1 protein-coding gene is annotated in these 527 nt (G+C 57.7%); it reads left to right on the top strand.

What is annotated here, in order from left to right; genetic code table 11:
- A partial coding sequence (locus tag EN781_RS33810; protein WP_189348000.1) for a substrate-binding domain-containing protein occupies window positions 1-384 on the top strand: 384 nt, incomplete at its 5' end.
- Window positions 385-527 lie beyond the last annotated feature (143 nt).

Here is a 527-nt window from a genome sequence, read left to right on the forward strand (position 1 = left end):
GGCCTGTTCGACCCCCGGCTGGTGACGACCACGCCACTGCTGTCCAGCGTGACGCTCGGTCGTGAGCTTTTTCGCGATGCGTTGGCCAAGATGCCGGCGCTCGACGGGATATTCTGCAACAATGACGATATCGCGCTTGGCGTCCTGTTCGAATGCCATCGCGCCGCTATCGCGGTTCCGAAGACCATCGGCATCGTCGGCTTCAACGATCTCGACATGATGCAAGCAGCGTTTCCGTCGGTCACCAGCATCCGCACCCATCGCTATGAAATCGGCCGCCAGGCAGTCGCCATGGCGCTGGCGGCGATCGCGGGAGAGAGGCCGCGACAGCGCGTTGTCGACCTCGGCTTCGAGCTGATGCGCCGCGAGAGCACAGCACGTTGAAACACGCAGAAGCGACTGTGCAAATGCCGGTTTACACTGCGTCATGGTAGCGCTACCAATTGTTTCGTGCGGAAATTCAAAGCAAGGCCAGCGTCTGTTTATTATATATAAGCGACAGCTCATGCTTGTTTATTATGTATAAT

Source organism: Mesorhizobium sp. M4A.F.Ca.ET.090.04.2.1 (genome assembly GCF_003999085.1).
Taxonomy (GTDB): Bacteria; Pseudomonadota; Alphaproteobacteria; order Rhizobiales; family Rhizobiaceae; genus Mesorhizobium.